Raw genomic sequence first — 26,612 nt, 5'->3', positions numbered from 1 at the left:
GCAACTTTCTTCAATGAATACACAGCCTGATGAATAAGATCTTTCCTGAGCAACTGACTACCCAACTCAAATCAGGGTTACGCCCATGCTATTTTCTCCTTGGCAACGACCCATTATTATTGCAAGAGAGTGCAGATACTCTGCGTGAACAAGCAAGATCTCAAGAGTTTAATGAGCGGCACAGTTTTACACTGGATAATCGAACAGATTGGGAAAGCATCTACCAATGTGTGCAGGCCATGAGTCTCTTTTCTGCTCGCCAAATTATTGAGTTAGTGTTACCTGAAGGTGGCCCAGGCACGCACAATGCTGAACCACTCGTTCAACTCGCTACCTTGCTGCACCCTGATATTTTGTTACTCATTCAAGGTAATAAGCTGACAAAAGCACAAGAAAATAGCAAATGGTTTAAAGCCCTTAGCCCACAAGCAACACTGATCAGTTGTCAAACACCAGAGTTGCCACAACTACCAAAATGGGTTGCCACTCGCGCCAAAAAGTTAGCATTACAACTTGATGATGCCTCGATACAGGTGTTATGTCACTGTTATGAAGGTAATTTACTTGCACTCAGTCAAGCACTTGAACGCTTAAAATTACTGTTCCCTGACGGAAAACTGACCCTGCCACGTGTAGAGTCAGCAGTCAATCAGTCGTCACACTTTACCCCTTATCACTGGGTTGATGCCTTACTTGAAGGAAAGGTTAAACGGGCTTTACGAATCATCGAACAGCTTAAAAATGAAGATGTAGAACCTGTTATTTTACTGCGTACGGTGCAACGAGAACTGATGTTGTTATTCACGTTGCACACAGCATTACAGCATGCCCCTCAACCCTATAGCCATGCGCTGCGCTTGCTGTTTGATCAACATAAAATATGGCAAAATCGTCGCCCACTACTCACTCATGCTTTACAACGATTAACGCATGTTCAACTTGGCCAACAGCTACATCAACTTGCTATGCTAGAGCGCATGGTAAAACAAGATTATAGCTCTAATGTATGGCCAGCATTACGAGCTCTTAGTTGTAGCCTTTGTGGGCATATCCTCACACTTCCTGATATACAGGATATGCCATGATAGCCTCAACTTATCCTATCAATAGCAATAATAGCAACACATGCTATATACCTACGCCCTCATCATTAATTGGTTTATACGGTGGTACATTTGATCCGATTCACCGCGGGCATATTGAATCGGTCAGCGCACTAGCAACAGAGGTGGGTTTAACGCAAATTCGATTAATGCCAAATAATGTGCCGCCACACCGCCCACAACCACATGCTAACGCCCAACAACGTGCTGACATGGTGGCGCTGGTTTGCCAGCACTATCCACTATTTGTACCTGACTTGCGGGAATTAGAACGCAATACCCCTTCATATACCATCAATACGCTTGAAGATATTCGCCGTGAAATAGGCTCTGAGCAGCCATTGGCCTTTATTATTGGGCAAGATTCATTACTGAGTTTACCCACATGGCATCGTTGGCAATCACTACTCCAAGTTGCTCATCTGATTGTTTGTATGCGCCCTCACTACCCACGCTTTCCTCATGATCCTCATTTTCAACAATGGATAGCACAGCACCGTACAACACAATCTTATTACTTACACCGATATCCACAAGGGGCTCTCTATTTTGCTTATACGCCCTTGATTGATATTTCGGCTACTGATATTCGAGCGCAATTACAACAAGGCAATCAGTGCGATCAACAACTCACCACGTGTGTAGCACACTATATCCGCCAGAACCGGTTGTACTCATCAGCCTAGCTGCGTGCTATACTCCGCCGCCTGTTTTATACCGACTCTACATTCTACTGGTAACGAATTGCCAGCTAAGGGGAACTTTTGCAAGGTCAACAACTCCAAGACTTCATTATCGATAAAATTGATGATCTGAAAGGTCAACAAATTACAGCGTTGAATGTACAAGGTAAATCAAGCATTACTGACTACATGGTCATCTGCACAGGAACATCAACTCGACACGTAATCTCTGTGGCAGAACATGTTGCCAAAGAAGCCAAACTTGCAGGTATTGAGCCGATGGGCATTGAAGGTACGCAAACCGGTGACTGGGTGATTGTTGATCTGGGCGATGTGATTGTTCATGTGATGCAAGAAGAGAGCCGTGCTGCATACCAACTCGAAAGGCTTTGGGGTTAAACGGTGAAGCTGCAACTGGTTGCTGTTGGCACTAAAATGCCAACATGGGTAGAAACGGGTTTTAAAGAGTATACCCGTCGTTTTCCTAAAGATATGCCATTTGAATTATTAGAGATTCAAGCAGGAAAGCGGGGAAAAAATGCCGATATCAAACGTATTCTCGACAAAGAGGGTGAGCAGATGTTGGCTACTATTCCGAAAGGAAACCGAATAGTGACCCTTGATATCCCTGGTAAACCCTGGACAACCGAACAATTAGCAGAACAGCTTGAGCGTTGGAAACAAGATGGCCGTGATGTCAGCTTTTTAATCGGTGGCCCGGAAGGGCTCTCTCCTGCGTGCAAAGAGGCCGCTGAACAGAGCTGGTCACTCTCACCGCTAACATTACCACATCCACTGGTTCGTGTTCTGGTTGCAGAGAGTCTATATCGCGCGTGGAGTGTCACCACTAACCACCCTTATCACCGAGAATAGCCATACTGTTAGCCATAACTGCTCATACTGATACATTGCCATTGGGATTTTATTAGCGAATGAAGAAAGAACGTACTCATTTTCGTGATCACTCATCAGAAAGCGCACTCTTTGTGCGACGGGCAGTGGTCGCCTTTATTGGTATATTACTTCTCAGCAGCATTCTGGTGGCAAATCTTTACCATTTACAGGTTCAAAATTACGAAGATTACCAAACTCGGTCTAACGATAACCGCATTAAATTACTGCCTATCCCCCCAAGCCGTGGCTTGATTTATGACCGAAATGGCACTTTATTAGCAGAAAATCGTACCGTATTTCAGTTAGAAATGGTGCCAGAAAAAGTCGATAATGTAGATAAAACATTGGCGGCACTGAAACCAATTGTCGGTTTAACAGATGAAGATATCGCTGACTTCAAAAAAGAGCGTAAACGTGCACGTCGCTTTACTTCAATTGCTATTAAAACACCGCTCAATGAAGAACAAGTGGCTCGTTTTGCTATTAACCAATATCTATTCCCTGGTGTTGAAGTAAAAGGCTATCTAAAACGTTACTACCCTTATGGGGCAGAGCTAACGCATGTCATTGGTTATGTAGCAAAAATCAATGATAAAGATGTTGAGCGATTGGGAAAAGAAGATAAATTGGCCAACTACTCAGGTACACACGATATCGGTAAACTGGGTATTGAGCGTTATTATGAAAATATTCTGCATGGTCAAACGGGCTCAGAGGAAGTTGAAGTTAACAACCGTGGCAAAGTGATCCGTAAACTGCGCGAGCAACCCCCGATTGCAGGGCAAAATATCACCCTAAGTCTTGATTTAGAGTTACAACAGTATATTGAAAAAATTTTGGCCGGACGACGTGGTGCAGTTGTCGTGCTTGACCCACGTGATGGGAGCGTACTTGCTATGGTTTCTAGCCCAAGCTACGATCCAAATCTATTTGTAAACGGTATTCCAAGCTCAACATACAGTGCACTACTTAATGATCCGAATTTACCGTTGATTAACCGCACAACACAGGGTGTTTATCCACCTGCGTCAACTGTTAAACCCTTTATTACTGTCGCAGCACTTGAAACTGGGGCTATTACCACCAAAACAACGCTGTTTGATCCGGGGTGGTGGAAGCTTCCTGGTACAGATAAACGCTATCGCGATTGGAAAAAATGGGGGCATGGCACACTTGATATCACCAAAGCGATTGAAGAGTCAGCAGATACCTTCTTTTATCAAGTTGCGTATGATATGGGTATTGATCGTCTCTCTGACTGGATGAAAAAATTTGGCTTTGGTCAATTTACCGGTATCGATATCTCTGAAGAGCGCCCTGGAATTATGCCTTCACGTGAGTGGAAAGTCGCTCGTCATCGTAAGCCATGGTATCAAGGAGACACTATTCCTGTCGGTATTGGTCAAGGCTACTGGACTGCAACTCCATTACAACTAGCAAAAGCCATGACCATCTTAATTAATGATGGCGAAGTAAAACCTCCACACTTGTTAAAATCAATTCAAGGGAATGGCATTACCATCAATTATCCTGATGAAAAACTGCCACCCATTGGTGTCAAAAACTCAGGGTATTGGGAAATAGCCAAAGACGGTATGTATGGTGTAAATAACCGTAGAAACGGCACTGCACATAAAGCCTTTGCTAGCACACCGTATAAATCAGCCGGTAAATCAGGCACAGCGCAAGTTTTCAGTCTGGCGGCTAACCAAACCTATGACGCTAAAAAACTTGCTAACCATTTACACGACCATGCATGGTTCACAGGCTTTGCACCGTATGACCATCCACAAGTGGTTGTCTCTATTTTACTGGAGAATGCCGGTGGTGGCTCAAGTAATGGAGCACCGATTGCCCGACAAATTTTTGACCACGTACTGCTAGGAAAACAAACCGTTACTCCTGCTAATGCGTCACCAGAGGATAATACACCGAATGACTGATACCAATCGGCCACGCTCATTCTGTGATCGTATTCATATTGACCTGCCATTACTCACAGGCTTGTTCCTATTACTGATGATGGGCACATTTGTTATGTACAGTGCCAGTGGTCAAGATATGGATATGATTGAGCGAAAAATTGCACAAGTGAGCTTAGGTTTGTTAGCCATGTTCCTCATGGCGCAGATCCCTCCGCGCGTCTATGAAGCATGGGCACCCTACTTATATATTGTTGGTGTTATCTTATTAGTCTTAGTTGATCTCTTTGGCGCAATATCAAAAGGGGCGCAACGTTGGCTTGACCTAGGGTTTGTTCGTTTTCAGCCCTCTGAATTGGTCAAGCTTTCTGTTCCACTGATGGTTGCGCGTTTCATCAGCCGCGAGCCAATGCCCCCCTCAATGAAAAATACCGCTATTGCGTTAGCACTGATTTTTGTGCCAACGTTGCTTGTTGCTGCACAACCTGATTTAGGAACATCTATTTTGGTTGCGGCATCTGGTATTTTTATCGTGTTTCTTTCGGGTATCAGTTGGTACTTAATTTTAATTGCTGTTGGATTAGTTGCTGCATTTGTTCCCGTACTCTGGTTTTTCTTAATGCACGACTACCAACGAACACGGGTATTAACGCTGCTTAATCCGGAAAGCGATCCTCTTGGCGCTGGCTACCATATTATTCAATCAAAAATTGCCATTGGATCAGGGGGGATTTTTGGTAAAGGCTGGTTGCATGGCACACAATCACAACTTGAATTTTTGCCTGAACGCCATACTGACTTTATCTTTGCGGTTATCGCAGAAGAGTTAGGTATGGTCGGCTTTTTAGTTCTTATGGCACTGTATATTTTTGTGATTGCACGAGGCTTAGTGATTGCCTCTCGTGCTCAAACGGCATTTGGGCGACTATTAGCCGGTGGTATCACACTCATCTTCTTTGTGTATATCTTTGTTAACATTGGAATGGTCAGTGGCATATTACCGGTTGTTGGCGTACCGTTGCCATTAATTAGCCATGGCGGTACATCAATCATTGCACTGATGGCAGGATTTGGCATAGTAATGTCAATTCACACCCACCGCAAAATGCTGTCTAAAAATGTATAAGGGAATCAATGCGTAACCATGGTATTTATCCTCTGTTGATGGGATTATTGCTGGCAGGTTGTGCTTCACAACCACCTGCGCCAACAAATAGTGCAATCAATCCACCACAGCAAGAAGAAGAACAACAGCAATCTTTTGCATTAGATATGACACCGCAGATAGAAACCCTCAGCGGATCTCAAGATCCCAACACAAATATGGGTTCATCGGCTGTGCAGCCAAGCGTGGCTATAGACCATACCAATAACCTAGGTCATTTGACACAACCTGGGCCTATTGTTGCGCAATCAGACGCATTACCAATGTACAGTAATACAGATGAAAACGGTGTAACAACTCATGTCAGCACTGAGGGTAATAGCACCCGTATTCATATTAGCCCAGCAGCTGGTGAGCCTGAAGTATTGCCAGAAGAAACCTCTGTTACTGAGCCCGAAACTCATGCAAGTACTCCACGTATTAACAGTACTCCTGATACCTTAGCAACCGGTTTTATTGTTCAAGTCGTTGCAATTAGCGATCAAACACGTGCAACAAACCTGCTGACACAGCTCAAACAAAGCCATAATATTGGTGGGAAGATAGAGCAAGCCGGAACATTTTACCGAGTACAGCTTGGGCCTATTGCTAGCCGAGCACAAGCAGAAGCACTGCGTGATCAATTAAAGCGTGAAAATTACCCACAAGCCTTTGCTTTTGCAAACGCTGATACACATTAAGTTTTCCACTGTGCATATAAACACCACGTATACGCAATGCTCGTAAATATCCGTGTTTTATTGCACATTAACCTTTTACTTTAGCCATGGAAGAAGTTGTTCAAACCATGAAATTAACCCAATTAGCTAAATCAGCGCGTCTTTTGCTACTAAGTACTATCACGGTAACCGCATCTTATGCTTTTGCAGATACAACGATCCCCGTTGCACCCAGTATTGCAGCAAAATCGTATATTTTGATCGATTATAACTCTGGTAAAGTACTTGCTGAACGCGATGCAGATATGAAAATTCTGCCTGCAAGTCTGACCAAAATGATGACTAGCTATGTTATTGGCCGTGAGATCAAAGCTGGTAAAATTTCACCGGATGATGTTGTTATCGTCAGTAAAAATGCGTGGAGCAAAAACTACCCAGACTCTTCAAAAATGTTTATTGAAGTGGGTAAGCCGGTTAAAGTCGCTGATTTAAACCGAGGTATTATCATTCAATCAGGTAATGATGCTTGCGTTGCTATGTCTGAACATGTTGCCGGCAGTGAAGACTCATTTGCTGACATGATGAACAAATATGCCAAAGAACTTGGCATGAACAACTCTCATTTTATGAACCCACATGGGTTAGATAACCCTGATCAATACAGCACCGCACGTGATCTTGCAACACTTGGTGCTGCACTGATCCGTGATGTTCCTGATGAGTATGCTGTTTATAAAGAGAAATCGTTTACTTATAATGGCATTACTCAACCAAACCGAAATTTACTGTTGTGGGATAAGAGCCTAAACGTTGATGGTATTAAAACAGGCCATACATCTGCAGCCGGTTTTAACTTAGTCTCTTCTGCAACAGAAGGCCAAATGCGTCTTGTTGCCGCCGTTATTGGTACATCAAGTTCACAACAACGTGCCGCTGAAAGTAAAAAATTACTGACTTGGGGTTTTCGTTTCTTTGAAACCATTGAACCACTCAAAGCAGACAGAGAATTTACTAAAGAGCGTGTTTGGTTTGGCAATACCGCTGATGTTAGTTTAGGGGTATTGAAAAATGTCTATATCACAATACCTCGTGGCCGAGTCAATGATGTCAAAGCACGTTTTGAGTTGGATAAAGAGCTAAAAGCACCGCTTACTCGTGGTGATGTAGTAGGTAAAGTGTTCTTCCAACTTGATGGAAAAGATATTGATACACAACCATTGGTTGTATTGAAAACAGTTGAAGAAGGCGGTCTATTTAGCCGATTAACTGATTATATCACGCTGTTATTCCACCGTTGGTTTGGTTAATTGACTTACTCGTCTTTGCACCAGAGAACATCACTTTTCTGCTAAAAATATCGCCTGTTCAGCAATCCTGCTAACAGGCAATTTATATTACAGCAGCCGATTTTCAAGGATGATCCCGGTTAATACTCGGATCATTTTTTTATTCTGTCACTCCCTATAGATAGGAGTACTCACGATGCAAAAAACAAAACTTAATGAATTACTCGAATTTCCATGCTCTTTTACTTATAAAATAATGGGATTAGCTCAACCTGAACTTATTGATAAAGTGATCACTGTAATCCAAAAACATGCACCTGGTGATTACACCCCTGCAGTGAAACCTAGCAGTAAAGGTACATATCACTCGGTTTCTGTCACCATTACTGCAACGCATATCGAGCAAGTTGAAACCCTGTATGAAGAGTTAGGTGCTATTGATATTGTGCGTATGGTTCTGTAAATCTCGAATCTAGCGTAAAACATCACACTGAACAACATGCTCCATTGTATTCCGCACAGCAACATAGTGCTTGTGCGGAATATCCTTCTACTGATAGTTTCTCGCATGCTGAGTATCGAGTAATCATTATTGTGTGATAGCCACTAATTTCAGGTTCCGGTTGTAAAACAAGTCCGTATAATAAGCACAATGTTCACAACTGTACGGTGATGCTTTTGCAACATCAAACCTTAATTGTTCGCCAGCTTGGGCAACAAGATTACGAACCTATTTGGCGTGCTATGCATGCATTTACCGATCAGCGAACCTTAGATACGCCTGATGAGATTTGGCTAGTTGAACACCATCCGATCTTTACACAAGGACAAGCCGGAAAAGCAGAACACCTGCTTGCATGTGGCGATATTCCCGTTGTGCAATCAGACCGAGGTGGTCAAGTAACTTATCATGGTCCAGGCCAAGTGGTGATGTATGTCTTAATTGATTTACGTCGCAGCAAACTCGGTGTGCGTGAACTCGTTAGCCACATTGAAAACTGTGTCATTCGTACACTTGCTCATTTCGCTATCAATGCCCATGCACGTACTGATGCCCCTGGTGTATATATCACAACGCAACCCACTAATGCTGGGCAATGTACGGCTAACATTCTTGAAAAGAAAATTTGCTCTCTCGGGCTACGTATCCGCAGAGGCTGCTCGTTCCACGGATTGGCACTGAATGTTAATATGGATTTATCCCCCTTCACCCGAATTAACCCCTGTGGCTATGTTGGCATGCAAATGACTCAGACAGCCGATCTGGGCGGCCCGACAGAGGTCACAGAGGTAGAGTCAGTTCTGGTGCAAGAATTTATTACTTTGCTCGGCTATCACAACGTTGAGCACTCTGCTTGGAAATCACTGACCCATGAGTAAACCCATTCAAATTGAGCGTGGCGTAAAATACCGTGATGCCGATAAAATGGCATTGATTCCAGTAAAAAATGTTTCCACTGAACAATCAGGTGTACTACGTAAACCTGAGTGGATGAAGATTAAACTGCCCGCTGACTCTTCACGCATTCAAGAAATTAAATCTGCAATGCGTAAAAATGGCCTACACTCGGTTTGTGAAGAGGCTTCATGTCCGAATCTGGCTGAATGTTTTAACCACGGTACAGCCACTTTCATGATCCTTGGTGCTATCTGTACCCGCCGTTGCCCGTTTTGCGATGTTGGCCATGGCCGCCCACTGCCTGTTGATCCCGAAGAGGCTGCTAAACTCGGCCGCACTATCTACGATATGAAACTCAAGTATGTGGTAGTAACGTCAGTGGATCGTGATGATCTGCGTGATGGCGGCGCACAACATTTTGCTGATTGTATTAGAGAAATCCGTGCTCAAAGCCCATCAATCCGTATCGAAACTCTTGTTCCTGACTTTCGTGGCCGAATGGATCGTGCACTTGAGATTTTAACGGCTACCCCGCCTGATGTTTTTAATCATAATTTAGAGAACGTACCGCGCTTATATCGCCAGATCCGCCCTGGTGCAGATTATCAATGGTCACTGACTTTATTAAAGCGTTTTAAAGAGGCTCACCCTGATATTCCAACCAAGTCAGGTTTAATGATGGGGCTTGGCGAAACCAATGAAGAAATTTTACAAGTCATGCGTGATTTGCGCGCTCATGGTGTCACTATGTTGACATTAGGGCAATATTTACAGCCAAGTCGCCACCATTTGCCGGTACAGCGTTATGTTAGCCCTGCTGAGTTTGATGAATTTAAAACTCAGGCTATGGCAATGGGCTTTACACACGCAGCGTGTGGGCCATTTGTGAGATCATCTTATCATGCTGACTTACAAGCAAAAGGTGAAGAGATTCGTTAAAGGATAAGATCACTGTTATTAGCTTACGGCATGTAATATGTGCGTTAACCTAAAAATCATTATCCAAGAAATAACATCACTCTTAGCGTTCTCTCTTATTAATACCGCCATCAAATATGATGGCGTTTTTTTATCTCTCCTCTTTTCGTCCTCTTTTATTGAGTTATTTTGACAGTCAATATTCTTTTACTCCTGCGTTAGCGCGTACTCCCATTTACAGTCAAACGGTCAGCCGCTGTTACCCAACTTCCCCCTAATGCAGCATACACATTGACAATTGCCTGCATGGCTTTTCCTTGTACTTGAACCTGATTTAATTCTGTATTAAATAAACTTTGTTGTGCATTTAAAACTTCTAAATAAGGGGCACTACCGCTTTCATAACTTAAATTTGCCAACTTGGTATAACTGCGTAATGCAGCAACTTGTTGTTCTAGCGTTTCTAGTTCAATCTTTAATCTTACAACTGCGGATAATGCATTATTGGTATCTGCAAAACCTGCTTGTATTGTTTTTTGATACTGGGCTAATAGCTGTTTTTCTTGCGCTAACGTCTGATTGACCCGCCCTTCAATACGGCCAGTATTAAAAATAGGGCCACTTAAATCAGCACCAAGACTCCAGAGTGCAGCAGGCCCTGTCAATAAATCTGTAAACGCCATACTCAAACTGCCTAATGCCCCCGTGAGCGAAATAGTTGGAAAATAAGCAAGACGCGCAGCCGCTAAATTAGCTTGTGCTGCAATCAAATTTTGTTCGGCTGCACGAATATCAGGCCGCTGTTGTAGCACTTCAGACGGTAACCCTGCAGGAATAATAGGCAATGTTAGCTGATCAAGGGTTTTTCCTCGTATAATCGCGTGTGGGTTTTTACCTAACAAAATAGACAGCGCATTCTCTTGCTGGCTGATCAAGTCTTGTAAACGAGGTACTGCACTTTGTGCCTGATAATATTGTGATTGGGCTTGGTTTAACTGCAATAGCGTTATAACACCTGCGTGATATTGCAAATTAAAAATACGCAACGACTCTTTTTGTGTCATCGCGGTATTTTGAGCAATATCTAGCTGTTTATCTAAACTACGGAGCTGAATATAACTATTAGCAACTTGAATAACCAAAGAGAGAAGCACAGATTGTCGTGTCTGTTCAGCACTCAATACATTTGCCTTGCTTGCTTCGGTTGCTGCACGTAATTGCCCAAATAGATCAAACTGCCAACTGGTCGTTATTCCTAATTGATAACTTGATGAACTTGTCTCAAAAAGGTGTTGTTTTGTCACATTCACGCCATACCCTAATTGAGGGTAGAGATCCGCGCGTGTCTCTTGTAATACACCTGCAGACTCTGCAATACGTTGAGTAGCAATAACAAGATCTAGATTTTCGCGCAACGCATGTTCAATTAATGATGTTAAAACCGGATCGTTAAACTGCTCCCACCAGCTTAACGGTATTTGTTGATGCACTTGCTCAGGCAAAATACGCCAATTTTGGGGTGTATCGATATCCGGTTTTTGATAGCTAAATGGAGTGATACAGCCACTGACTAGCAAGGAAATAGTCACGTTCAACAATAAACGTTTCATAGTTTTTCCTTATCAGTATCAGTTTGCTGATTGAGGTTCGAAATATTAGTGGGTTGTTTTGTATCCTGCACATCAGTGGAAAGGCTTTTGCTCTGTTTTGGTTGAACTAACCGTTCAAACAGTACATAAAACAGAGGAACATAAAACAGTGCCAGTGTAGTTGCCCCTATCATTCCCCCGACAATACCAGTACCAATAGAGTGGCGCGAGTTCGCTCCTGCACCGCTCGCCAGCATAAGTGGCAATGTGCCAAGAATAAAAGCCAGTGATGTCATCACAATTGGCCGTAACCGTAATTCACCCGCCTCAATGGCTGACTCCAGTAAACTTCGCCCTTTCCGATGATGCAATTCAACGGCAAATTCAATAATCAATACTGCATTTTTTGCGGCTAACCCAATGAGTACTAACAAACCAATTTGGAAATACACATCATTTTCAAGGCCACGTAATAAGGTAAACAGTAACGAACCAACTAACCCGAAAGGTACAGCAGTTAGTACAGCACAAGGCAGTGTCCACGACTCAAATTGTGCAGCAAGGATCAGGAAAACAATCACCAACCCTAATGCAAATGCAACGGTTGATGTACTACCCGCTTGCTTCTCTTCGTATGCTTGGCCTGACCAAGCAAAACTGTATCCCGGCGGTAACACCTCTTTTGCGATATCTTCCATCACAGAGATCGCCTGCCCTGAGCTATAACCCTGTGCTGCCGAGCCATTGACCTGTGCAGAAGGAAAGCCGTTAAAATGTGGCACTAAGTCAGGCCCAGCACCATATTGGGTATTCATCACCGCAGAAAGTGGGATCATATTTCCCTGATTATTACGGGTATATAATTTGCCAAGCCAGACCGGATCATCGCGATAACGCTCTTCAGCTTGCAACACCACATTCCATACTCGGCTAAGATCAAAATATTGGCTAACTGAAGATGACGCTAAAAAGGTTTGTAATGTGCCATAAGCATCTTGAATCGGCACACCCAATAACATGGCTTTATCACGGCTAATTTCAGCTTTCAATTGAGTACTTGAGGCGTTAAATGTCGATGAAAGCCCTGTTAATGCAGGGTTCTGACGTGCTTTGGCTAAAAACTGGTTAGTTACCTGCTGTAGCTCTGCAAGTGAACCATTACTTAAATCTTGTATCCAAAACTGAAAACCACCGGTAGTCCCTAACCCTGGAATTGCCGGAGGAGAGATAGGTAAAATAAATGCCCCCTGAATCCCTTTGGTTTGCTTAGAAATATCTTGCAAAATAGCCTCAGCGGATTGCGAGGCTTGGGTACGATCACCAAATGATTTTAGTGTCACAAAGAAGGTGGCTGTGTTGGTTTTAAAGGAGCTGTCGAGCAGGTTAAAACCGGTAATAGCGGTACGAGTCTCCACATTGGGGTTAGCTGCAAATATGGCATCAAGCTGATCGGTGATCTCTTGTGTTCGGCGAATACTGGCGGCATCAGGTAAAATAACCCCTGCCAACACATAACCCTGATCCTCTTGCGGCACAAAGCTTGAGGGTAAACTGCGGAACATCATGACAATGCAACCAATCATCACCGCCATCAGAACTAATGCCAATGTTGAGCGTTGAATGGTTAAGCGTACACCCTGCCCGTAACGGGTGGTCAGCACAGCAAACTGGCGGTTAAACCAACCAAAAAAACCACGACTGGCACTGTGGCCCGGTTTAAGAAAAATACCGCACAGTGCAGGAGTTAACGTCAGCGCCACAAACCCCGACAACACCACCGAAATCACGATGGTCACAGCAAACTGCTTATACAGCTGGCCAGTTGTACCACTTAAAAAGGCGGCTGGAATAAAGACGGAAGAGAGTACTAAAACCACCGACACCAACGCAGTAGAGATCTCCGCCATCGCCTCAAGCGAGGCTTCTTTCGCCGAGAGAAGTTTCTCATGCATTAAACGCTCGACGTTTTCAACCACCACGATAGCATCATCGACCACCAAGCCTATCGCAAGGATCATACCAAACAGTGTCAGTAGGTTGATAGAGAACCCCAGAACCAGCATACCGACGAATGTTCCTATCAGGGCAACAAACACGGCGACAATTGCGATCATTGTGGCGCGAATACTCTGCAAAAACAGGTAGACCACGGCAATCACTAGAATGATGGCTTCAACCAGTGTATGCAGCACATCTTCAATCGATATTCGCACAAAATCTGTGGTATCAAGGGTGATTTTATAATCCAATCCGCTAGGGAAAGTGCTTTTGAGGTTTTTCAGTGTTGCCGAGACATTGTTCGATACATCAAGCGCGTTTGCCCCCGGTGCAAGGTACACCGCAATAAAAGTAGCCGGCGTTTGGTTCATCGCGGTATTCACGATGTACTGTTTTAGCCCAAGCTCTGCTCGTGCGACATCTTGTAAACGAACCAGTGCAGCGCCGCTGTTATCCGCCCGTAAAATAATGCTTTCATACTGTTCAGGCTTCACATACGGATTTTGTGTTACCAACGGATAGGTCAGTTGAGTTGAGGCTTGATTCGGTGCCTGCCCTATTTGACCAGCACTGAACAATTTATTCTGGTTAGAAACGGCCTGCTGAATATCGGATGTAGTAACACCAAGGCTGGCCATTTTTTCAGGGTTCAGCCAGATTCGCATGGCCTGATCTGCGGCCCCTAATACCGAGGCTTGCCCTGCACCCGGTATGCGTTTGATAGCATCAAGCACATAAACGTTAGCGTAGTTTGCAATGTAGTTAGCATCATAGCGGTTTTCAGGAGAGTACACGCCGACCAACATTAGAATGCTGGAGGTTCGCTTTTGCACTTGCACACCGTTTTGCTGCACAGTTTGTGGCAGTTGTGGCAACGCTAAACTTACCCGATTTTGTACCTGCACCTGTGCAATATCAGGGTCGGTATCGAGCGAAAAATAGACGCTAATGGTCATTTGCCCGTTCGATGAGCTGCTCGATGTCATATACAACATGTTATCGACACCGTTAATTTGCGCTTCAATTGGCCCAGCAACAGATTGCGACAACGTTTGAGCATCTGCCCCTGGATAGACAGCGGTGACTTGTACTTGTACCGGTGTCATAGTCGGATATTGTTCAATGGGTAGATTAAGTGCGGCAATACTACCAACTAACACAACAATCAGTGATAACACACTGGCAAAAATAGGCCGTTCAATAAATACACGCGAGAACATAGCTACACCTCAAAATCGCTGCAGTGACAAAGCTTAATGTGCCGAGGTTGCAGATGTTGGCGACGTTGCTTTTTCGCCAGTAATAGCAGGTTCTACCGCATCACTTGTCACGTTTGATGCAGAATTACGCAACGTAGGAGCAAGAGGTGTATCAGGGCGTAACATCATCCCCCCAGCCACTACAACCTGTTCACCCGTTACTAGCCCTTCATTAACAATCCAGTCGCTGCCGCTATAATCACCCATAGTGACAGGGCGATACTCTGCCTTGTTCTCTTTATTCACTACCCACACAAAGTGCCCTGTTGCCCCCTGCATAACAGCCGTCTGTGGTATAGCAATAGCGTTAGGACGTTCAGCCCCTTTCACTGTAACCCGAACAAACTGCCCAGGGCGTAGTGTACCTTCTGCGTTTTGAAAACTAGCCCTGACTAAAAATGTTCCTGTTTGTGAGTTGTACTCTGCATTAGCAAACGTGATGTGCCCTATTTCAGCATATTGTGAGTTATCAGAAAGCGTGAGTTGTACACTCAATAAGTTATTTGCAGGTAATTTTAGTACCCCTTTACGCACAAGCTCATCACGCTTTAATGATTGTGCTTCTGAAATACTAAAATTGACCCACATTGGCGATAGTGCTGCAACATAAGTTAGGCGATCACTGGCAGTGACATAAGTGCCTTCATCAACTAGCCGTTCACCACTTATTCCACTTAATGGTGCTCGAATAGTGGCATAACTTAAATTTAACTGGGCTTGAACAACTTGAGCCTTAGCCATTTCAACTTGTGCTTGTGCCGATTTTTCTTGCCCAATAGCCTGATCTAAATCTTTTTTACTGGCTGCATCTTGGGCTGCTAATGGCTTAATACGTGCTAAATTTTGTTGTGCCACCAGTAAATTTGCTTTTTGTTGTGTTAACGCAGCCTGTGCTGCTTGCAGTAAAGCCTGAAACGGTTTGGGATCAATCAAAAACAGTGTTTCACCTTGTTTGATAAACTCCCCATCTTTGTACATCTGTTTATCTAAAAAACCATTGACTCGTGACACAATATTGACCTGATGTGAGCTTTTTGTCAGGCCAACAAACGAGAACTCAACGGGCACAACTACCCCTTTAACAACTTGCACACTCACTGGCGTAGCTACTACAGATGTTGCAGATACCGCTGAGTTTGATGTTTTATCTTCACATCCTTGCAATAAAAAAAGTGGCAACAGTAGTGCACTGATTAACCCCTGATAACCTCTAATTCGCCAGTAAGTACTCTCAAAAAAGAAAAAGCGCATGATCATATCCTTGTTATATTTCAGGAAGTGAACAACCTACAAAAGGCAAGTAGCATCAGGTGTAGCCACATTGCTATGAATATATTGGAAGTACGGGTTAGTTGTTATTTTTCAATCGTTACTTTAATAGCCATATGTGTGGCTACAGTAATAACGCTTTATATACAACGTGAGTACAATACACACAGAGCAAAGACAACAAACTGCATCAATGACGCTTTAATCAGCATAGAAGAGGTGCGCATATTTTGTGGAAAAAATATGAACACAAATGATAAATAAGCACGATGAAGAGGATAAATAAGAAGCGTAAACAGGGTGATACCCTACTATGTTAATCACCACCCTATAATAAAATAACGCGTTAAGTATTATTTCCCTATTTTATTTTTTATTATATTCATAGTGTTACTATGAATATTGATAATATTAATGTGTGAGCCATGACTCACACATTTTACATTTAGCCTATTTTTAGAGAATTAAAAAATCTAACTGCGGATTAAATTATTACCATAACCAATCCATTTATACGTTGTTAATGCTTCCAACCCCATCGGGCCACGCGCATGTAATTTTTGTGTGCTCACCGCCACTTCTGCACCCAACCCAAACTGCCCACCATCGGTAAAGCGCGTACTGGCGTTGACATACACAGCGGAAGAGTCAACCTCAAGGGTAAAACGATCCGCGTGGGTAAAGGACTGGGTCAGAATGCTGTCTGAATGGCTACTGCCATGCTGGTGGATGTGAGCAATCGCCTCATCAATATCGGCAACAATCTTAACGTTGAGATCAAGTGATAACCACTCATCATCATAATCTTGTGCCTGAACCGGAACGACAGTCGCTCGGCTGCCAGCCAGCAACGCTGCACTTTGCGGACAAGCGTGCAGAGTAACACCCTTGCTGTGCAAGTAATCAGCCAGTAACGGTAAAAATGTGGCCGCCACCTCTTGATGAACCAACAGCGTCTCTAAGGAGTTACACACACTCGGACGCTGTACTTTTGCATTATCGATAACTGTAACAGCCGCAGTGAGATCCGCACTAGCATCAACAAAGATATGGCACACGCCAATACCTCCGATAATAACCGGAATAGTTGCCTGCTCACGACAAAGGCGGTGTAAACTACTGCCACCTCGTGGGATTATCATGTCAACATAGCAATCTAAACGTAGCAACTCGGTGACTAACGAACGATCAGGATCATCAATAGACTGCACCGCACCTGCTGGTAAACCACAGCAACTCAGCGCATGTTGTACCACTGCGACCATCGCCTGATTGGTATGTACCGTCTCTTTTCCACCCCGCAAAATCACCGCATTACCGGTTTTCAGACACAGTGAAGCCACATCAATAGTGACATTCGGACGAGCTTCATAAATCGTGCCAATCACCCCAAGTGGCACGCGTTTACGGATTAAATTCAACCCGCTGCTCAGTTGTTGCCCATCCAGCACTTGTCCTACGGGATCGGCCAGTTTGACCACGGCGCGCACATCATTCGCGATAGCCGTTAAACGTTCAGGGGTCAACAACAGGCGATCGAGCATCGCAGTACTTAATCCGGCCTGTTTCGCAGCAGTAATATCTTGCGCATTGGCCGCTAAAATAGCCGCACTGCGCACCTCAAGCTCATCGGCAATGAAGAGCAATGCGCGATTTTTCTCTGCCGTTGTTAATGTGGCTAACCGGTAAGAAGCTTGTTTTGCAGCTTTCCCCATTTCGGTTAATTGATTCATTGTTTCCATCCTTAAATCAAAATCATATCATCGCGATGAATAGCTACCGTGCCATATTCATAGCCTAAAATATCACTAATTTTTTGTGATTGTTGCCCTGCAATCAATATCAAAGCATCACTATTATAACGGCTCATACCACGCGCGATCTCTCGCCCATCAGTACCGCGAACACGCACCACTTCACCGCGCGAAAAATTCCCAGTGACCTGCTGGATACCGCTTGGCAATAGGGAACTACCACGCGCAATTACTGCGCTTACAGCGCCCATATCCACAATCAGCTCTCCGGCCGGTGGTGGGCCAAAAATCCAGCGTTTACGGTTTTCAAGTGGGGTTTCCTGAGGATGAAAGCGAGTTCCCACTGAAATATCGGCAACCACATCGGCAATTACCCCTGCCTGCTGGCCGGCTGCGATCACCACTTCGATTCCAGCACGGTTTGCCACATCTGCTGCCTGCAATTTAGTGCTCATGCCGCCAGTTCCCAGACCGGAAACACTGTCTCCTGCAATCAGACGCAATGACTCGTCAATACCCAGAACTTCACGGATCAGCTCCGCCTGTGGATTACTGCGCGGATCAGCGGTAAATAATCCTGCCTGATCGGTCAGTAAAATCAGCTTATCGGCATCCGCCAGAATTGCGGCCAGTGCAGAGAGATTGTCGTTATCCCCCACTTTAATCTCTGTGGTGGCGACAGCATCATTTTCATTGATCACTGGTACAATTTTTTGATCAAGCAGTGCACGCAGCGTATCGCGGGCATTGAGAAAACGCTCACGATCTTCCAAGTCAGCGCGCGTTAGCAACATCTGCCCGATATGTAGACCATAAATCGAAAACAGTTGCTCCCACAACTGAATCAAACGCGTTTGCCCTACCGCAGCCAGCAGTTGCTTAGAAGCCATTGTGGGGGGGAGTTCGGGGTAGCCTAAATGTTCACGTCCGGCGGCTATCGCCCCTGATGTTACTAGCACGATACGGTGACCGGCCTGCTGCATCTGTGCGCACTGGCGCACCAACTCCACCATGTGCGCACGGTTTAGGTGGCGCGAGCCACCGGTGAGCACACTGGTTCCTAATTTCACAACGATAGTCTGACTACGGTTCATGGGGTAATGCCTTGAATCCTAAGATGAAGGAAGTGAACTCTTTTTGTAGCAGCTTGTAGAGGCGCTGCCAACAGACAGCGCAAAAATTCTGAAAACTATTTATCAGCAAAGATGTATGGGGATATGAAACTTTACGCGGCAGTACTCAACTCTCGCCCTGCAATAGCTGCTGCGGGCTGTAAAGAGATATTCAGCAGTTGTAGGCAATCTACCAAGCGCGGATAAAACAGTTGGAGTGTACGCTGGATCTCTTCGGTGATAGCGTCATCAGTAGGATGCTTAGGCAACCAATCGCCTTGATTATCGTAAAAACCAACCTGATAGTGATACTCAAAACCGCTTTCAGTGGCATCGAGCACCATCCACCATCCCCAAAACTCACGCTTTTCGGTCGGAAGCCGTGGATTGGCGCATACCGCCAAGCAGTCAAAGAAAAACTGCTGCTCCTGACACTGATGCTCACGAATATACGGCCCGAGTGCCGCAAATTTGCGCATTAAACGTGAGCGTGATTGTCCGATAACCTGCATACCTACCTCCTTTGTACGTAATGTCTATTGTTGCCGTACAAGGGGTAATTTAAGCAAGTTGTTTTATATGAGTTTTTGGTCTATCCAATCGGTTATTTGTGCCATTATGCGCTCAAATCCGGTTTGTAATGGACGTGCGGGGATCTGTAAACAGCGCCCATCAACCGATGACATAGCAATTAGCCGGTTCTCTTCTTTTGACGAAAGCAAATCATTATCTATGCCAGCGGCCAGTACCGGTACACGACAACGCCGCCCCAATAACCCTTGGGTTTTCAGTGAGTAGCTTTGCAACTCTGCACGTAATAAATCGTGCGCACTGGCATCAATACCTACCCGACTGGCCAGCATATCAATATACATTTTGGGGATTTGCTCAACGGCTGGCAAATACGCAAATAAATGGTGTACAACAGCCCCTAAACAGACAATACCACGCAATCGCTGTGGTTCAAGATACCCTAATCGTAGCGCGGCATTAGCACCAAAACGTAAACCCAAAGCCACCACACGGTGGTGATCAACCCAAGGTTCATTCTGTAGTTGTTGCAACACAGCTTGATGCAAGCAACTGGTATCTTGGGTCAATTTCCAACGAGCAGATGCTCCGATTGAGGGCATATCTAGTGTTAGCATAGCTATCCCTTTCGGTACTAAATAGTGTCGAAATAGCCAATGATAATCTGTCGACAGGCTATCTAACCCACCACACACGAATACTACAGGATAAGGGCCATCATCACCCGGTAGGTGTAAACAGGCATTCAATGGTAAACCTTCGTATTGAAAGGTCAGTGGCCGCAGTGAGTAACTCAGACAACCAGCAGCAGCCTGATAAGCGCGACTGGCCAACACATCAACCTGTTCAGCGAGCTGATCGCCACGTAAGTGCGGATAACCGGCAAGACTATAATGCATGGCCGCTTGCAGCCAATACTCTCCGGCTTGCTGGGGATCTTCACACTCTTGCGCCGTTTGTTGCCAGTGCATCGCTTTTTGTGCCCACTCAAAAATCCAATTCCCACTGCGATAACCAATCACCGTATCCAATAAATGTGCTTGTGTGCGTGGCGCACTGCTAATGGCAATTTTGGCCAAAATTTCTTCAAGATCAATGGGGTTGATACCGCGCCAGATCCAAAGAGGACGGTTGATAAGCCGGTACCAGCGTGGGTCAGTATCGCCATCAAGTGCAGAGTGCAGTTCAGGCTGAGACGTATTTCGCTGTCGGCTGGCAATGCTCGATGTCTCTTGCTGATTCAGATCAGGTTGCGGTTTGAACAGACTGTGCGATCGATTCACAGGGGCTGACATTCACGTAATACTCTTTAAACATCACATTGATTTATTGAGTTTACGCGAGCAGATAAAAAAAGCCTCGCATTTTGCGAGGCTTTATCAGAAAAGCTAGTCACGTCCTGAAACAGGGGGTACAAAAGTAATCCCCATATCCCACGGCTGCTCAATCCATGTATCTTGTGGAATATCAATCACATAGTCATCAACCAGTGGGCGACCGGCAGGCTTGGCAAACATCGTCACAAAATGGGCCTTTGGGTACATCTCGCGCAACACTTTTGCTGTGCCACCAGTATCAACTAAATCATCAACCAACAAAAAGCCTTCACCATCACCCTCTGCGCGTTTGAGTACGGTCAGATTACGTTGCTGATTATGGTCATAACTTGAGATACAAACGGTATCCACATGGCGAATACCCAATTCACGCGCCAATAGCGCAGCGGGAACAAGCCCACCACGGCTAACAGCAATGATCCCCTTCCACTGCTCTGCAGGCAGCAAACGGTGCGCCAGTTTCCGCGCGTGGATCTGCAACATGTCCCAACTCACAATATATTTTTCAGCCATAACAGTAACCTCAAGCATAACCCGCAATGTTTGTGGGCTACGTTATTTTTGTAGGAGTTATTGAGTAAAAGATAAAAACCCATTTTAGTAAGATAACGTTATATTCGCCTCAAACCCTGTAACGACAAACCTATTAACTTAATGAAATCGGTTTCATTTCACGCCGCTGGCAAACGTTTGCCAAAATTGACAAAATAGAGCCAAAAACTGTTGGGGCAAGATTATAGAGATAAGGAAACCTAATGGCCAGTAATTATGCCTCTGATTGTGCATAATTTCAGAAGATTAAGCGAATAATCACTCAGTGATATGCCTATGCAATGTGCAAGCGTAAAAATAGGCAAAAAAAAACCACCTTTCGAGGAAGGTGGTGAAAATACCTAGGAATTAGGTATGGAGCATCAGTTATACGATGCGCCAATCAGGGATGAACGAATAAATCACACTATGCCACAACAATCGCGCCGGCATAGGGCTGTATAACAGTCACTAACACGTAAAATTAATAACCAAATTCACGTGGATAAACAAAATTTCCAGTATAAATACCACGACGATTCCAAAAAAGATCGCAATAAATACCTTGCATAAATCACCTCATTAACAAGTGTTACTAAAGACTTAGGTTCGCCTTTAACTTGTTCTCAGTTCCTTGGAGGCGTGAAACACGGGCTTAATCCTTAAGCTTTCTAAAGTTACTTTGCGTACTCATTTTGCTGTTTTTCTCAACGATTAAAATCATACCACTTTGAAATTTAATTACAATAGATGGTGATAAAAATCACATAAAGAAGAGAATCACTCTAATAATACGCTCATTTTGATCTAAAAATTACATCAAAGGTATAAAAAAACCATTCACGACTGAGTGTTTCTTTTTCTACTACTATCAAAATACGATACAAAAATGCGGCCTTGCTATCGGTGATAATTTCCTACCGATGTCTTTGCAGTGGTATGCTGTGCTTAATAACCTTATGCTTACCAAATAACATTCTGTTTTTTTGGTAGATAGTAAGCGTAAAGCAAACGAGTTTTAGTTCATGATTCACTATGTAATTTAAAGTATGCAACCCCAGTGTGTGATGATTTAGAGATATTCTAAATATTTGCTGATATACGATTAGGGTTGTCATTGTACTTATTGCTATCTTGATAGGAGTTCCCGCCGTGTCTCAATTGGGCCATCTGTCACCACAACCTTTGTGGCAATTTTTCGAAAAAATTTGTTCTATTCCACACCCGTCACACCATGAAGAGGCGTTAGCAAGCTTTATTGTTGAGTGGGCGCAAGGGGCTGGCCTGCATGTTGAGCGTGATGCGGTTGGCAATATTCTGATCCGCAAACCTGCAACAGCAGGAATGGAAAACCGTAAACCGGTTGTTTTGCAAGCCCATCTGGATATGGTGCCGCAAAAGAATAACGATACGGTGCATGACTTTACCAAAGATCCGATCCGCCCGTATATCGATGGCGAATGGGTGAAAGCGCAAGGAACAACCCTCGGCGCGGATAATGGTATTGGCATGGCATCTGCACTGGCCGTAGTTGCGGCAAATGATCTGCAACACGGCCCGCTGGAAGTTCTGCTAACCATTGATGAAGAGAGCGGCATGACCGGTGCTTTCGGCCTACAAAGCGGCTGGTTGCAGGGTGAAATTCTAATCAATACCGATTCCGAAGAGGAAGGCGAAATCTACATGGGTTGCGCTGGCGGTATTGATGCCACGATGACACTGCCTGTTGCACGAGAAACTGCACCGGCGGATATGCAAGCCTTTACCCTCACAGTGAAAGGGTTAAAAGGCGGCCACTCAGGGGGTGATATTCACCTGTATCTGGGTAATGCGAACAAGATGCTGGGCCGTTTCCTGTTTGGCCATGCGGCAGAGTTAGGCCTGCGCCTTGCTAATATTCAGGGCGGTACACTGCGTAATGCTATTCCACGTGAAGGCTCGGCCACACTGTTAGTACCGACAGCGAATGTGGCGCGTCTGCGTGCGTTGGTTGATAAGTTTACCGATATTCAGCGCAGTGAGCTGAGTGTCGTTGAACCAAATCTGACCGTTCTGCTTGATAATGCGCCAATGCCTGCTCAGGTATTGGCTGCCGACGCACAACAGCGTTTACTGGCACTGCTGCATGCTTGCCCGAACGGTGTAATGCGCATGAGTGATGCTGTGCCAGGTGTGGTTGAAACCTCTCTGAACGTAGGTGTAGTTACCACCAGTAACAATGAAGTGAAAATTGTCTGCCTGATCCGTTCGTTGATCGACAGTGGCCGCTGTGGTGTGCAAAATATGCTAAAAGCAGTTGCACAATTAGCCGGTGCGCAGGCTGAATTTACCGGCGGTTATCCGGGCTGGAAACCAGATAACAGCTCACCTATCATGCAGGTTGTGCGTGAGACCTATCAAGCAATGTTTGATAAAACACCGAACATTATGGTGATCCATGCCGGTCTTGAGTGCGGTCTATTCAAAGAGCCGTACCCACAGATGGATATGGTCTCTGTCGGCCCAACCATTCGTGGCCCGCACTCACCGGATGAGCGCGTGCACATTGCTAGTGTGGATAAATACTGGCAGCTACTGACTCAACTGCTGAAAAATATCCCTGAACGAGCATAAACTGCGTTGAAACGGGGGTTAGTGTTCACTGACTGCATTTATCGGTGACATGTTTTATCATTAGCAACGATTAACAGGCTGCCTTCGGGTGGCCTGTTTTTTATCCCGATCCCACTGTTTAACTCCACGGCAGGGCTAACTGACGCACCAGTTGCGGATCTATCAAAGTGACATGCAACCCGACCAAACGCACACCCCGCCCCTCACAACGTGACCAGATAGATTCAGCCAGTTGCAGTAAATCTTGCTGATCAAGATGCGGGTAGACATGCTCTTGGGTTGTTAGTTGGAAATCTGAAAATTTAAGCTTCACACCTTGCCGTGCAATCGCCAACGATTCACTGGCTTGACTCAACCGACGCTCAAGCTCTGGGTACAATTCGCGGACTATCTGCTGGCACGCCGCAAGTGAGTGAATATCTTCTTCCAACGTGCGCTCAACGCCAACTGACTTACGCTGCCTTGTCGCATTGACCTCTCGATCATCGATACCCTGACAACGCTGCCAGAGCATCTGCCCCATTTTCCCGAATTTATCAGCTAGCAGAGTCAGTGGTACCCGTTGAACATCGGCGCAGATAAACAGCCCCATATCAGCCAGTTTCTGTGCTGACACTTTTCCAACGCCAGGAATTTTCTTCAGCGGCAAAACTGCCACAAAGTCGGCAGTTTGTTCGGGGCGCAGCACATATAACCCGTTGGGTTTATTCATATCTGAGGCAATTTTGGCTAAAAATTTCACTGAGGCAACACCGGCAGAGGCGGTCAGTTGCAGCTCATCACGAATCGCGCGGCGAATATCTTCGGCAATCCATGTGGCAGACCCTTGAAACAATGTACAGTCAGTAACATCTAGGTAGGCTTCATCAAGCGATAGGGGTTCAACTTTATCAGTATAGCGGCGAAAAATGGCATGCAGTTGTTGCGAAACACGTTTATAGACATCCATCCGCCCCGGAAGCAGGGTCAAATGTGGGCAAAGTTTAAAGGCTTGTGCGGTGGGCATCGCGCTGTGCAGACCAAAGCTACGGGCGACATAGTTGCAGGTACTGAGCACGCCGCGCCGCTCTCGGCGGCCACCAATGGCCAAGGGCACATGTTGTAATGTCGGGTTATCCCGCATTTCAACGGCAGCATAAAAGCAGTCCATGTCGATATGAATAATTTTGCGCACGCCACCCCCTAAACCACTGTATAAATATACAATGTCACGAAAAGAGGATCAATGCTAAATCAGTAAAACATGATATTAATGACAACTCCCCCCGCATGATACAGGAGGAGTCGCCTTACACAGCAAATATCAGACAGAGTATCGAATAGAGTGTCAGATAATGCGGTTTTCTTGCAGTTTTTCCAGACGTGCTTGTTCGGCCATTTTCGCTTTACGGTTGTCACAAGGCTCTGGGCAATCGCACACTTTCTCTAAGCCCAAATTGGCAATACCGCCGCAGCTACCATGAATACTTCTGCGTTTGATAATATAACCGATAGACATTGCCGCAATCACTAACATGAATACGGCAAAAGTTGCGATAAACGTAGTCATACCTGCTCCTTATTTTTGCAGATAAGGTTTAAAGGCTTCAGAGGCCACTTCAGTGAAACCCTCTGGGGTCTTAATCACCATGAATGCAGCAATATTGTGCTGATTCGCCACCTTGAGTGCTTCTTCTTCACCCAAAACGTTCAGGCCGGTCGATAGGCCATCCGCTTCCATGCAGGTTGGTGCAATCACGGTGATTGAGACCATTTTATGTTGGATAGGTTTTCCGGTACGTGGATCAATGGTATGCGAGAAACGAACACCATCTTGTTCAAAATAGTTACGATAATCACCGGAGGTAGCAATCGCCATATTGAGCGGTGCAATAATCTCTTGTGCGGTTTGCTCAGTACCCGCGATCGGTTTTTCTATCGCAATACGCCATGGTTTATCTTTGGCATTATGCCCTTTTAGGCGCACTTCACCGCCAATTTCAACCATGTAGTTTTGAATACCCAGTGAAGCTAAATATTCAGCGACCTGATCAACCCCAAAACCTTTGGCGATAGACGAGAGATCAACATACAAAGGAGGAATGCCTTTAACCAAAGCATCACCCTGTACCGACAGATATTGAATACCAATACGGGCGCGGCGTTTGGCCAGCTCGTCATCTGACGGTACTTTATCCGGCCGGCCTTCTGGACCAAAGCCCCACAGGTTAACCAACGGCCCAACCGTGACATCTAACGCGCCGTGCGTCACCTGATTAATACGCAGCGCCTCACGCACCACTTTGGCCGTATCAGCAGAAACTGCAAACGGGGTATTTACCGCGGTGCTGCTGTTAAAGCGGCTCAGTTCAGAGGTTGGACGATAAGTCGACATCTGATCGTTGACCAGCTCAAGACGCTTATCAATTTCAGCTTGAACTGCATCTTGCGCCGGTAAATCTTTTTGATTTAAGTATTTGATGGAGTAGTACGTACCCATCGTTTGGCCTTGCAGGTTGACTTGCTCGTTTGACGTGCTGTCATTACACCCACTTAGAAAAAAGGCCAGCCCGACCAGGGCTAGCCATTGCTTAGTTTTTACTAACATGTC

At 45.1% G+C, this 26,612-nt stretch carries 23 protein-coding genes; 12 read left to right on the top strand and 11 right to left on the bottom strand.

Annotation, left to right across the window (positions count from 1 at the left end):
* Window positions 1-29: 29 nt before the first annotated feature.
* The 11 genes from holA (at window position 30) to lipA (ending at window position 10,050) form a co-directional block, all read left to right on the top strand.
* The gene (holA, locus tag ACRC53_RS06185; RefSeq protein WP_438642640.1) at window positions 30-1,085 is read left to right on the top strand and encodes a DNA polymerase III subunit delta; all 1,056 of its coding nucleotides are present in this window, start codon (window positions 30-32) and stop codon (window positions 1,083-1,085) included.
* Window positions 1,082-1,789 (top strand): nicotinate-nucleotide adenylyltransferase, encoded by a 708-nt coding sequence (gene nadD / locus ACRC53_RS06180; RefSeq protein ID WP_438642639.1) that lies wholly within the window; start codon window positions 1,082-1,084, stop codon window positions 1,787-1,789. The genes holA and nadD overlap by 4 nt, the downstream gene beginning before the upstream one ends.
* A 78-nt stretch (window positions 1,790-1,867) precedes the next feature.
* The gene (gene rsfS / locus ACRC53_RS06175) at window positions 1,868-2,185 is read left to right on the top strand and encodes a ribosome silencing factor (protein ID WP_438642638.1); all 318 of its coding nucleotides are present in this window, start codon (window positions 1,868-1,870) and stop codon (window positions 2,183-2,185) included.
* Window positions 2,186-2,188: 3 nt separating this feature from the next.
* On the top strand, window positions 2,189-2,659 hold the full coding sequence (gene rlmH / locus ACRC53_RS06170) for a 23S rRNA (pseudouridine(1915)-N(3))-methyltransferase RlmH (RefSeq protein WP_438642637.1): 471 nt from the start codon (window positions 2,189-2,191) through the stop codon (window positions 2,657-2,659).
* 59 nt (window positions 2,660-2,718) lie between these two features.
* Window positions 2,719-4,623, top strand: a complete 1,905-nt coding sequence (gene mrdA, locus ACRC53_RS06165; protein ID WP_438642636.1) for a peptidoglycan DD-transpeptidase MrdA — start codon at window positions 2,719-2,721, stop codon at window positions 4,621-4,623.
* Window positions 4,616-5,728: a peptidoglycan glycosyltransferase MrdB gene (mrdB, locus tag ACRC53_RS06160; protein ID WP_438642635.1), complete on the top strand. Its 1,113-nt coding sequence runs from the start codon at window positions 4,616-4,618 to the stop codon at window positions 5,726-5,728. Before mrdA ends, mrdB begins: the two co-directional genes overlap by 8 nt.
* Window positions 5,729-5,736: 8 nt before the next feature.
* Window positions 5,737-6,447, top strand: coding sequence for an SPOR domain-containing protein (locus tag ACRC53_RS06155; protein WP_438642634.1), 711 nt, complete (start codon window positions 5,737-5,739; stop codon window positions 6,445-6,447).
* Window positions 6,448-6,554: 107 nt separating this feature from the next.
* Window positions 6,555-7,733, top strand: coding sequence for a serine hydrolase (locus ACRC53_RS06150; RefSeq protein ID WP_438642633.1), 1,179 nt, complete (start codon window positions 6,555-6,557; stop codon window positions 7,731-7,733).
* Between the two features lie 175 nt (window positions 7,734-7,908).
* Window positions 7,909-8,175: a DUF493 family protein YbeD gene (gene ybeD / locus ACRC53_RS06145; protein ID WP_438642632.1), complete on the top strand. Its 267-nt coding sequence runs from the start codon at window positions 7,909-7,911 to the stop codon at window positions 8,173-8,175.
* Between the two features lie 206 nt (window positions 8,176-8,381).
* On the top strand, window positions 8,382-9,092 hold the full coding sequence (lipB, locus tag ACRC53_RS06140; RefSeq protein ID WP_438642631.1) for a lipoyl(octanoyl) transferase LipB: 711 nt from the start codon (window positions 8,382-8,384) through the stop codon (window positions 9,090-9,092).
* The gene (lipA, locus tag ACRC53_RS06135) at window positions 9,085-10,050 is read left to right on the top strand and encodes a lipoyl synthase (protein ID WP_438642630.1); all 966 of its coding nucleotides are present in this window, start codon (window positions 9,085-9,087) and stop codon (window positions 10,048-10,050) included. The genes lipB and lipA overlap by 8 nt, the downstream gene beginning before the upstream one ends.
* Window positions 10,051-10,247: 197 nt before the next feature.
* Here lipA and ACRC53_RS06130 read toward each other — a convergent pair whose 3' ends face one another.
* The 8 genes from ACRC53_RS06130 to gpt all read right to left on the bottom strand — a co-directional run bounded on the left by ACRC53_RS06130 (window position 10,248) and on the right by gpt (window position 21,391).
* Complete coding sequence (locus ACRC53_RS06130; protein ID WP_438642629.1) at window positions 10,248-11,639, bottom strand: efflux transporter outer membrane subunit; 1,392 nt, start codon at window positions 11,637-11,639, stop codon at window positions 10,248-10,250.
* On the bottom strand, window positions 11,636-14,836 hold the full coding sequence (locus tag ACRC53_RS06125) for an efflux RND transporter permease subunit (RefSeq protein WP_438642628.1): 3,201 nt from the start codon (window positions 14,834-14,836) through the stop codon (window positions 11,636-11,638). Before ACRC53_RS06125 ends, ACRC53_RS06130 begins: the two co-directional genes overlap by 4 nt.
* Before the next feature lie 33 nt (window positions 14,837-14,869).
* A complete protein-coding gene (locus ACRC53_RS06120) occupies window positions 14,870-16,126 on the bottom strand; it encodes an efflux RND transporter periplasmic adaptor subunit (RefSeq protein ID WP_438642627.1) in 1,257 nt (418 codons plus the stop codon).
* A 491-nt stretch (window positions 16,127-16,617) separates the two neighbouring features.
* The gene (gene proA / locus ACRC53_RS06115) at window positions 16,618-17,877 is read right to left on the bottom strand and encodes a glutamate-5-semialdehyde dehydrogenase (RefSeq protein ID WP_438642626.1); all 1,260 of its coding nucleotides are present in this window, start codon (window positions 17,875-17,877) and stop codon (window positions 16,618-16,620) included.
* An 11-nt stretch (window positions 17,878-17,888) separates the two neighbouring features.
* Window positions 17,889-18,992, bottom strand: a complete 1,104-nt coding sequence (gene proB / locus ACRC53_RS06110) for a glutamate 5-kinase (RefSeq protein ID WP_438642625.1) — start codon at window positions 18,990-18,992, stop codon at window positions 17,889-17,891.
* A 131-nt stretch (window positions 18,993-19,123) separates the two neighbouring features.
* On the bottom strand, window positions 19,124-19,522 hold the full coding sequence (gene crl, locus ACRC53_RS06105; protein ID WP_438623754.1) for a sigma factor-binding protein Crl: 399 nt from the start codon (window positions 19,520-19,522) through the stop codon (window positions 19,124-19,126).
* A gap of 63 nt (window positions 19,523-19,585) precedes the next feature.
* Window positions 19,586-20,836: an esterase FrsA gene (frsA, locus tag ACRC53_RS06100; RefSeq protein WP_438642624.1), complete on the bottom strand. Its 1,251-nt coding sequence runs from the start codon at window positions 20,834-20,836 to the stop codon at window positions 19,586-19,588.
* A gap of 93 nt (window positions 20,837-20,929) precedes the next feature.
* Entirely contained in the window at window positions 20,930-21,391 is a 462-nt protein-coding gene (gpt, locus tag ACRC53_RS06095) for a xanthine phosphoribosyltransferase (RefSeq protein WP_438642623.1), read from the bottom strand.
* A gap of 1,170 nt (window positions 21,392-22,561) precedes the next feature.
* Here gpt and ACRC53_RS06090 point away from each other — a divergent pair.
* On the top strand, window positions 22,562-24,022 hold the full coding sequence (locus tag ACRC53_RS06090) for an aminoacyl-histidine dipeptidase (protein WP_438642622.1): 1,461 nt from the start codon (window positions 22,562-22,564) through the stop codon (window positions 24,020-24,022).
* A gap of 118 nt (window positions 24,023-24,140) precedes the next feature.
* Here ACRC53_RS06090 and dinB read toward each other — a convergent pair whose 3' ends face one another.
* The 3 genes from dinB to ACRC53_RS06075 form a co-directional block, all read right to left on the bottom strand.
* Window positions 24,141-25,196, bottom strand: coding sequence for a DNA polymerase IV (gene dinB / locus ACRC53_RS06085; protein WP_438642621.1), 1,056 nt, complete (start codon window positions 25,194-25,196; stop codon window positions 24,141-24,143).
* A 153-nt stretch (window positions 25,197-25,349) separates the two neighbouring features.
* The gene (nqrM, locus tag ACRC53_RS06080) at window positions 25,350-25,571 is read right to left on the bottom strand and encodes a (Na+)-NQR maturation NqrM (protein WP_438623749.1); all 222 of its coding nucleotides are present in this window, start codon (window positions 25,569-25,571) and stop codon (window positions 25,350-25,352) included.
* A 9-nt stretch (window positions 25,572-25,580) separates the two neighbouring features.
* Window positions 25,581-26,609 carry an FAD:protein FMN transferase gene (locus tag ACRC53_RS06075; RefSeq protein WP_438642620.1) on the bottom strand — a complete coding sequence of 343 codons (1,029 nt, stop codon included), beginning with the start codon at window positions 26,607-26,609 and terminating at the stop codon, window positions 25,581-25,583.
* Window positions 26,610-26,612: the final 3 nt, after the last annotated feature.

It is taken from the genome of Plesiomonas sp., from assembly GCF_051652165.1.
GTDB lineage: Bacteria > Pseudomonadota > Gammaproteobacteria > Enterobacterales > CAMTGL01 > Plesiomonas.
Note: the sequence above shows the minus strand (reverse complement) of the source record. Positions and strands in the feature narration are given on the sequence as shown.